The sequence below is a fragment of the Aminobacter sp. P4_H6_2 genome (assembly GCF_056400805.1).
The window spans coordinates 1-7,620 of record NZ_JBFUKO010000246.1; the positions used below are offsets into that span (position 1 = coordinate 1).

General features: G+C 62.5%; 7 protein-coding genes. 2 read left to right on the forward strand and 5 right to left on the reverse strand.

The window, feature by feature from the left end:
• Positions 1-36 precede the first annotated feature (36 nt).
• Together kynA and AC1DUU_RS17600 are read right to left on the reverse strand one after the other, a co-directional pair.
• Positions 37-873: a tryptophan 2,3-dioxygenase gene (gene kynA, locus AC1DUU_RS17595; RefSeq protein ID WP_476784695.1), complete on the reverse strand. Its 837-nt coding sequence runs from the start codon at positions 871-873 to the stop codon at positions 37-39.
• A complete protein-coding gene (locus AC1DUU_RS17600) occupies positions 870-2,495 on the reverse strand; it encodes an AMP-binding protein (protein WP_476784696.1) in 1,626 nt (541 codons plus the stop codon). The genes kynA and AC1DUU_RS17600 overlap by 4 nt, the downstream gene beginning before the upstream one ends.
• Before the next feature lie 499 nt (positions 2,496-2,994).
• Here AC1DUU_RS17600 and AC1DUU_RS17605 point away from each other — a divergent pair, with 499 nt between their 5' ends.
• Positions 2,995-3,633, forward strand: coding sequence for an alpha/beta hydrolase (locus AC1DUU_RS17605; RefSeq protein WP_476784701.1), 639 nt, complete (start codon positions 2,995-2,997; stop codon positions 3,631-3,633).
• A 92-nt stretch (positions 3,634-3,725) separates the two neighbouring features.
• Here AC1DUU_RS17605 and ftsZ read toward each other — a convergent pair whose 3' ends face one another.
• Positions 3,726-4,754, reverse strand: coding sequence for a cell division protein FtsZ (ftsZ, locus tag AC1DUU_RS17610; RefSeq protein ID WP_476784697.1), 1,029 nt, complete (start codon positions 4,752-4,754; stop codon positions 3,726-3,728).
• 203 nt (positions 4,755-4,957) lie between these two features.
• Positions 4,958-5,647, reverse strand: coding sequence for an alpha/beta hydrolase (locus AC1DUU_RS17615; protein ID WP_476784698.1), 690 nt, complete (start codon positions 5,645-5,647; stop codon positions 4,958-4,960).
• A 307-nt stretch (positions 5,648-5,954) separates the two neighbouring features.
• Between AC1DUU_RS17615 and AC1DUU_RS17620 the strand changes: the two genes are divergently transcribed.
• Positions 5,955-7,340, forward strand: coding sequence for an aminotransferase-like domain-containing protein (locus tag AC1DUU_RS17620; protein WP_476784699.1), 1,386 nt, complete (start codon positions 5,955-5,957; stop codon positions 7,338-7,340).
• Positions 7,341-7,355: 15 nt separating this feature from the next.
• Here AC1DUU_RS17620 and AC1DUU_RS17625 read toward each other — a convergent pair.
• On the reverse strand, positions 7,356-7,620 hold a 265-nt coding region (locus tag AC1DUU_RS17625), incomplete at its 5' end, for a GNAT family N-acetyltransferase (RefSeq protein WP_476784700.1).

Genomic DNA, 7,620 nt, shown 5'->3' on the forward strand with positions numbered 1-7,620 from the left:
CTCCCTCCCAGTGTTTTCAATATAGAAAAAATAGCTTTAGAGCCGGGTGCGAACTTTCCAGAGTTCAGGAAACAGTTCAACCTCCAGCATCTTCTTTAGATACGAAGCGCCCGACGTGCCGCCCGTGCCGCGTTTCATGCCGATGATGCGTTCGACCGTGGTGACGTGGTTGAAGCGCCAGCGCCGGAAGTAATCCTCGAAATCGACCAGCTTTTCGGCCAGTTCGTAAAACATCCAGTAGCGCTGCGGATCGCGGTAGATCGCCTGCCAGGCGACCAGCACTTCCTCGCTTTCGGTGCGGGTTTCGCGCCAGTCGGTTTGCTTGGCGTCGGCCCCGACATCGAAGCCGTTGCGGCCAAGCAGCAAAATCGCTTCGTCATAAAGCGATGGCTGGGCGAGCACCGCTTCCAGCTTTGCGCTGAGTTCAGGCTGATGCGCGTGGGGGCGCAGCATGGCCAGGTTGCGGTTGCCGGCCATGAATTCGATGGCGCGATATTGCCACGACTGGAAGCCGGAGGACTGGCCGAGCGAGTCGCGGAACTCGGTGTATTCGCTCGGTGTCATCGTCCTCAGCACGTCCCAGGCGCTGTTGAGCTGCTCGAAGATACGCGACACGCGCGTCAGCATCTTGAAGGACGGCTCGAGCTTGTCGGCGCGGATCGAGCGGATCGCCGAGCCGATCTCGTGCAGGGCGAGCTTCATCCACAGCTCGGAGGTCTGATGCTGGATGATGAACAGCATCTCGTCGTGAGCGGTCGAAAGCGGCGCCTGGGCGTCGAGGATCTTTTCGAGATGCAAATAGTCGCTGTAGGACATGCGGTCCTTGAACGACATCTGTGCGCCCTCGGTGGAGGGATCGTATGGCTTGCTCAATTCATCTTCTCCGCGCGCAACCGGAAGCGCTGGATCTTGCCGGTCTGGGTCTTGGGCAGGGCATCGATGAACTTCACCGATCGGGGGTACTTATAGGGCGCGATCGTTGCTTTGACATGGTCCTGCAGGCGTTTGATGGTCTCGGCATCCGCGGCCACGCCTTGCACCAGCACGACATAGGCTTCGACGATCTGGCCGCGCTCGCCATCCTCGGCGCCGATGACCGCGCATTCGGCGACTTCAGGATGCGCAAACAGCGCCGCCTCGACCTCTGGACCGGCGATATTGTAGCCGGCGCTGACGATCATGTCGTCGGAACGGGCGGCAAAATGGAAAAAACCGTCCGCGTCCTGGTAAAAGGCGTCGCCAGTCAAGTTCCAGCCATCGCGGACATATTCGAGTTGTCGGTCGTCGGACATGTAACGACAGCCGGTTGGACCGCGCACGGCGAGCTTACCGACTGTGCCGCGCGGCACCTCGTTCATGTCGCTGTCGACGACGCGCGCCTCATAGCCGCCGACCGGCTTGCCGGTCGAGGCAGGCTTCATGTCCTCGAAGCGGTTGGAGATGAAGATATGCAGCATCTCGGTGGCGCCGATGCCGTCGAGGATCGGCTTGCCGGTCTTTGCCAGCCACTCCTCGTACACCGGCGCCGGCAAGGTTTCGCCGGCCGAAACCGCGACGCGCAGCGACGACAGGTCCGCACCTTCATCCATCGCCTTCAGCATCGCCCGATAGGCGGTCGGAGCGGTAAACGAAATCGTCGCCTTATAGGTCTCGATGATATGGACCATGTTGGGCGGCGTTGCCTGCTCGAGCAGGGTCGCTGCAGCACCAAAGCGCAGCGGGAAGATGGCAAGGCCGCCGAGACCGAAGGTGAAGGCCAGCGGCGGCGAGCCGACGAAAACGTCGTCCGACGTGACAGCAAGCACTTCCTTGGCATAGGCGTCGGCGATGATCAGCAGGTCGCGATGGAAATGCATCGTCGCCTTCGGCACACCCGTCGTGCCCGAGGTGAAGCCAAGCAGGGCGACATCATCACGGCCGGTCTTGACCGCTTCGAAGATCACGGACTTGTCGAGCGCTACGCGATCAAGCTCGGCATCGTGGTTGGCGGTGCCGTCGAAACCGATGACCTTTTTGAGGAACGGGCTGTCCTTGGCGCAGGCGATCATCTCGTCCATCAGACGGGTGTCGCAGAGCGCGATGGTGATCTCGGCCTTGTCGACGATCTTGGTGAGTTCGCCGGCGCGCAGCATCGGCATGGTGTTGACGACCACAGCGCCGGCCTTGGTGGCGGCGAGCCAGCAGGCGACCATGGCCGGGTTGTTGGCCGAGCGGATCAGCACGCGGTTGCCTGGCTTGACGCCATAGTTTTCGACCAGCGCATGAGCGAGGCGGTTGGTCCAGTCGGACAGTTCCTTGTAGGTGCGGCGGCGGCCGTTGCCGATCAGCGCGGTATGGTCGCCCAGGCCTTTTTCGACCAGCCTGTCGGTTAGCTCGACGCCGGCATTGAGGTATTCTGGATACTCGAAGCCGTCGAGCAGGAAATCCGGCCACTGCTCTTCAGGCGGAAGGTTGTCGCGCGTGAAAGTGTCGATATGCGCTGACGGTCCAAGCATTCTGCAGCTGTCCCCTAGATGCTCATCACCACGGACTTGTCGCCGTGGGTGTGTTGGAATGCGTAACTTGCGGAGAGGCTTTGCGCCGACGCCGGGCTGGCCATCCAGCATGTGCTGCGGCACCCGTTGCGATCGAAGATGCGACCGCCATTTGGCACAGCGAGACCTCCCACGCTCTCGACTGATGGGGTGAGAATTGCACCAGACCAAAATTATTTCAAGCATAAAGTTTTTGGCCCTGACCCATTGACGGCATGAAGAGTGCTGGCCATTGCTATGGCCCTGAACGTGCCGCCAGGGAGGGTGYCGAGTGCTCGAACATCACATCGCCAATTGGGACAACGCCTACACCAATGGCGCAAACATCGCCGGCGGCGACCGTTGGCCAGCGGCGTGGGTCGAGCCGGCACAGACATTTCGCGACGAGTTGTCGGCGACAGGTCGGGCAAAGCTCGACATCTCCTATGGCGACAAGCCGCGCAACCGTCTCGACTTGTTCATGCCGGAAGGTACGCCCAAGGGGCTCGTGGTGTTCGTCCATGGCGGCTACTGGATGGCGCTCGACAAGAGCTTCTGGTCGCATCTTGCTGCCGGCTCGGTTGCCAGCGGCTATGCTGTGGCGATGCCGTCTTACACGCTGTGCCCGGAAGTTAGCATCAGCAACATCGTCAAGGAAATCGGCGCCGCCATTGCCAAGGCCGCCGAGATGGTCGATGGCCCGATCGTGTTGACAGGTCATTCTGCCGGCGGGCACCTTGTCAGCCGGATGATTTGCGCTAACACGCCGCTTGCGCCCAACGTTCAGCGCCGCATTCGCCATGTCGTGTCGCTATCAGGTGTGCACGACTTGCGCCCGCTGATGCGCACGGGCATGAACGCGACGCTCAAGGTCGACGAGGCCGAGGCGCTGACTGAGAGCCCCGCACTGCTGCGGCCGATGGAAAATGCCCGCATTACCTGCTGGGTCGGCGGTGGCGAGCGTGCCGAATTCCTGCGCCAGAACGCGCTTCTCGCCAATATCTGGACCGGGCTTGGCGCTGCGACCAATGCCGTGGTCGAGCCCGACCGTCACCATTTCAGCGTCATTGACGGCCTGGCCGACAAGAACCACGCGCTGACGCGGACCTTGCTCGGCTAACTCTCAACCTCGGACAGGCGAAGTTGCGTGCGGGCGACAGGGTGCGCCCGCCTTGTTCAGTTCCAAGAGCTAGAGCGTCCTTTGCGCGCGCTTTAGTGCATGGACTGAAACGGTGCTGGTTCGCCGCGCATGTTGACGACCGGCTCACCTTGCGAGTTCTGCGCGGCCAATCCGGTCGCGACAACCGACACCTTGAATTGGCCTTCGAGCGAGTTGTCGAAAATGGCACCGACGATGATATCTGCATCGTCGCCGACCTCTTCGCGAATGCGGGTGGCTGCTTCGTCGACCTCAAACAGCGTCATGTCCATGCCGCCCGAAATCGAGACCAGAACACCCCTGGCGCCCTTCATCGAGTTTTCGTCGAGCAACGGATTGGCGATCGAGGCCTCGGCTGCCTTCCTGGCCCGGTCTTGGCCACTGCCCACGCCGGTGCCCATCATGGCGCGGCCCATGTCGCGCATCACCGTCTTCACGTCGGCGAAGTCAAGATTGATCAGGCCTTCCTTGGTAATGAGGTTGGTGATGCAGCTGACGCCCGAATAAAGAACCCGGTCGGCCATGCCGAACGCATCCTCAAAGGTCGTCTTTTCCGTCGCGATGCGGAACAGGTTCTGGTTCGGAATGACGATTACCGTATCAGCGGCCTGGCGCAGAAGCTCGATGCCCTGCTCGGCCATCTGCATGCGGCGCTTGCCTTCGAAGGTGAAGGGTTTTGTGACGATCGCAACGGTCAGGATGCCCGCCGCCCGCGCCGCGCGCGCGATCACAGGTGCAGCACCGGTTCCGGTGCCGCCGCCCATGCCGGCGGTGACGAAGCACATATGCGTGCCGGCGAGCTGGTCCATGATCTCGTGGATCGATTCTTCAGCCGCGGCCTGGCCAATCTCGGGCAACGAGCCCGCACCCAGGCCTTCGGTCGCCACAGCGCCCAGCTGGACCAGCCTTGTGGCCTTCGACATCGTCAGCGCCTGGGCATCGGTATTGGCGGCGATGAACTCGGTGCCTTCCAGGCCCTCGGTGATCATGTTGTTGACGGCGTTGCCGCCGCCGCCGCCGACACCGATAACGGTCAGCTTCGGCCTCATTTCCGAGATTTCAGGTTTCTTGGAAGTGCTCATGGTTCCGTTTCCTGCGCAGCGCCCCTGCCCGAATCGGACTGGCTCAGGGAATCAGATTGATCGGGAAGCTGCAAGGAATAGCCTGCGGATTGCGGCTTTAAACCGGCAAACTCAGATTTTGCGGTGGAAAGGCATGGTCGCGGGGTGCGGCACTTTTGGCCGCCCGCACGGCTACGCAGCAGCGCAGGCGTGCGGGCCATCGCCTAAAACGACTTTGCCGCCTCATCGATCAGCGCGGCAACCTCTTTGGGATGCGAAGCCAGCGAGGCGTGGCTTGCGTCAAGTGTGATGGTCTTGCGCGTCTTCATGCGGTCGGCCATCCACTGCTCGGTCTCGGGCGGGATCATGTGGTCGCGGCTTGAGACCTGATACCAGCTCGGCTTGCTGTGCCATGCCGCCGGCCCCGACTTGTCCTCGAAGCAGCGCCCGGATATCGGCTTTTGCGTCACCGCCATCACCAAAGCATCGGTCTCGCTCAGATCCTGGCCGAAACTCTGGCGGAAGCTGTCTTGGGCCAGCCACAGGAAGCCGTCCTTGTCGGGGCGGATGCTTGCGGCACCTGACGGTGGCTCGCGCCGGGCAAAGATGCTGCCCAGGCTGTCGCCTTCATCGGGCGCGAAGGCAGCGATATAGACCAGCCCGGCAACGTTTGGCGCATGACCCGCACCGGTGATCACCGCCCCGCCATAGGAGTGGCCGACCAGCAGCGTCGGTCCGTCCTGGGCGGCGGCGAGCTTGGTGGTGCGTTCGATATCGTCGGCCAGCGACGTCAGCGGGTTCTGTACCGCGGCGAGCTTGTAGCCCTTGGCGTGGAGCAGCGGAATGACGTGACGCCAGTGCGAGGCATCGCCCCATGCGCCGTGGACCAGAACGATATTCTTTACCGATGGCATGACCAGTCTCCTTCTTCGATTGAATTCGAGCCGTTTGCGTCCGGTGGCAGGTCGTCTTTGGTGGAAGGACCAATGCGGGCCGTTGCAGCGAGCATCGGCTAATCTGATTTTGCCTTGTGACGACCAAGCGACGCCGAGCCTATTCCCGCGCGATCCCGGCGTCGATGCATTGTCTGGCCCGAGACCGAAACAAAAAAGTGATGCGATCGACGCACACGGCACCTGCCTGCCTGACAGGCAAAGGTAGTGGTCATCACCATACATTGTGCATATATATGGAGCAAATGGTGATGGAGCCTGCAACGTCATGACAACAACCTGGTCACCTTCTGTCTCGAAGGCCGGCGGGCCGCTCTATTTGGCAATTGCAGACGCCCTTTCGACCGATATCGCGGCGGGCCGGCTGCCTGCCGGATTTCGCCTGCCGCCCCAGCGCACGCTCGCCGACCAGCTCGGCATCGACTTCACGACCGTGAGCCGCGCCTATGCCGAGGCACGCAAGCGCGGGCTGGTCGAGGGACGCGTCGGCCAGGGCACCTATGTCCGGGCACAACGCCCGGTAGGTGCGTCGGCTGCGGTCACCGGCATCATCGACATGAGCATGAACCTGCCGCCGCGTTTCAATGATCCCGAACTGGCGGCCAAGATGTGGGACGGCATCACCGAACTCAGAGCCGGCGACGGGCTCGACCTTCTGATGCGCTATCAGGAGGCCGGGGGCACGTCGCGCGACAGAGCCGCCGGTGCCATGTGGCTCGCGCCCCGCCTCGGCGACATCGGCCCTGGCCGCTTGATGGTCTGTCCCGGCGCCCAGGGCGCGCTGCTGGCGCTGATCGGCGCGCTGGCAGCACCTGGCGAGACGATCTGTGCCGAGGCACTGACCTATCCCGGCCTGCTGGCAGTTGCCGAGCATCAGCGCATCGCGGTCGCCGCTGTCACGATGGACGCGCAAGGCCTTGTTCCAGACGCGTTTGAGGAAATCTGCCGCGAACGCGCGCCGAAACTGCTTTATTGTACGCCGACGCTGCACAACCCGACGACGGCGACGCTGTCGCTTGCCCGGCGCGAGCGTATCATTTCGATCGCGCGCCAGTACAATGTGCTGATCGTCGAGGACGATGCCTACGGCGCCCTGCCAGTCCATCCGGCGGCGACCTTGGCAGCACTTGCGCCCGACATCGTCTACCACATCGCCGGCCTCGCCAAATGCGTGGCACCGGCTTTGCGCATAGCCTATGTGGTGGTCCCGCAAGGGCGCACCACAGCCCATCTGGCAGGCGCGATCCGCGCCACAGCCGGCATGGCCTCGCCGCTGACTGCGGCTGTCGCGACGCGCTGGATCGAAAATGGCGTTGCCCTCTCCGTCCTGGCAGCGATCAGGGCCGAGGCAAGGCAGCGCCAGGCCATTGTGTCGAGCATTCTGCCGGCAAAGCTGGTTCAGGCCAACCCCGAGGGCGTCCATGTCTGGCTCAAGCTTCCCGGCCATTGGAACCGCAGCGATTTTGCCGCGCGCTTGCGCTCGGCCGGGATCGGCGTCGTCACCAGCGACGCCTTTTCAGTCACGGGTCCGGCGCCTGAAGCCGTGCGGCTTGGGCTGGGAGCTGCCCCTGATCACGCGTCGCTTTCGGCAAGCCTGGAGACGGTTGCCGACCTGCTTGCCCAGCAGTCGACCATGTCGCCCATGGTGGTGTAGCGCTGGCCAAAATGATCAGCGTTCAACCCGCAGCTCGTAGGTGAATTCGTCGCTTGATCGTCCTTTGAAATGATCCGCATTTCTTTTCAGGCCGATCTGTCGAAAATGCAGGGATTCCAGGAGCATTCTGGAAGCTACATTGAGCGTATCGATCTCCGCCACAAACCGCGCGAGGTTGTGGACCGAGACGAGATGATCCATGACGGCAATGCACGCCTCCCGTGCGATGCCTTGCCGACGGTTTGGCGCGAAGGTCTGATAGGCGAGCATGGCCGAACGC

Excerpts from the sequence above, each read along its gene's own strand:
- AC1DUU_RS17600 (WP_476784696.1), bottom strand. The coding sequence starts at position 2,495 with ATGCTTGGACCGTCAGCGCATATCGACACTTTCACGCGCGACAACCTT.
- AC1DUU_RS17605 (WP_476784701.1), top strand. The coding sequence starts at position 2,995 with ATGCCGGAAGGTACGCCCAAGGGGCTCGTGGTGTTCGTCCATGGCGGC.
- ftsZ (WP_476784697.1), bottom strand. The coding sequence starts at position 4,754 with ATGAGCACTTCCAAGAAACCTGAAATCTCGGAAATGAGGCCGAAGCTG.
- AC1DUU_RS17615 (WP_476784698.1), bottom strand. The coding sequence starts at position 5,647 with ATGCCATCGGTAAAGAATATCGTTCTGGTCCACGGCGCATGGGGCGAT.
- AC1DUU_RS17620 (WP_476784699.1), top strand. The coding sequence starts at position 5,955 with ATGACAACAACCTGGTCACCTTCTGTCTCGAAGGCCGGCGGGCCGCTC.